Origin of the sequence: Psychrobacter sp. W2-37-MNA-CIBAN-0211 (assembly GCF_040309405.1) — a bacterium.
Lineage (GTDB): Bacteria > Pseudomonadota > Gammaproteobacteria > Pseudomonadales > Moraxellaceae > Psychrobacter > Psychrobacter glaciei.
In genome coordinates this window covers 1-270 of the sequence record NZ_JBEOOU010000223.1, presented here as the reverse complement: position 1 = coordinate 270, position 270 = coordinate 1, and the positions used below count along the sequence as shown (strand labels likewise).

General features: G+C 43.0%; 1 pseudogene. It reads right to left on the bottom strand.

Going from position 1 to position 270, the window contains the following annotated elements:
• Positions 1 to 270: pseudogene (locus AAEY72_RS15000) on the bottom strand (AmpG family muropeptide MFS transporter); the annotation flags it as partial.

The following is a 270-nucleotide window of genomic DNA, read 5'->3' as shown; positions in this document are numbered from 1 at the left end:
CCAAAGTACATTGTCTACAACTGGGTTGACACTTGCCATCGTAAAAATTGCCAGCAAGATCAGTAGTTGGGAGATAAACATCCACGCTCTACGCCGTCCTAACCATTTGGTTAAAAAAGGTAGTGGCATAGAGTCAATCAAGGGTGCCCAAATAAATTTAAAGGAATAGCCAAGTCCAGCCCAACCAAACATCGTGATAACGCCTGTTTCAAGACCTGCTTCACTGAGCCATAATGATAAGCTCGAAAAAACCAACAGAATAGGTACACC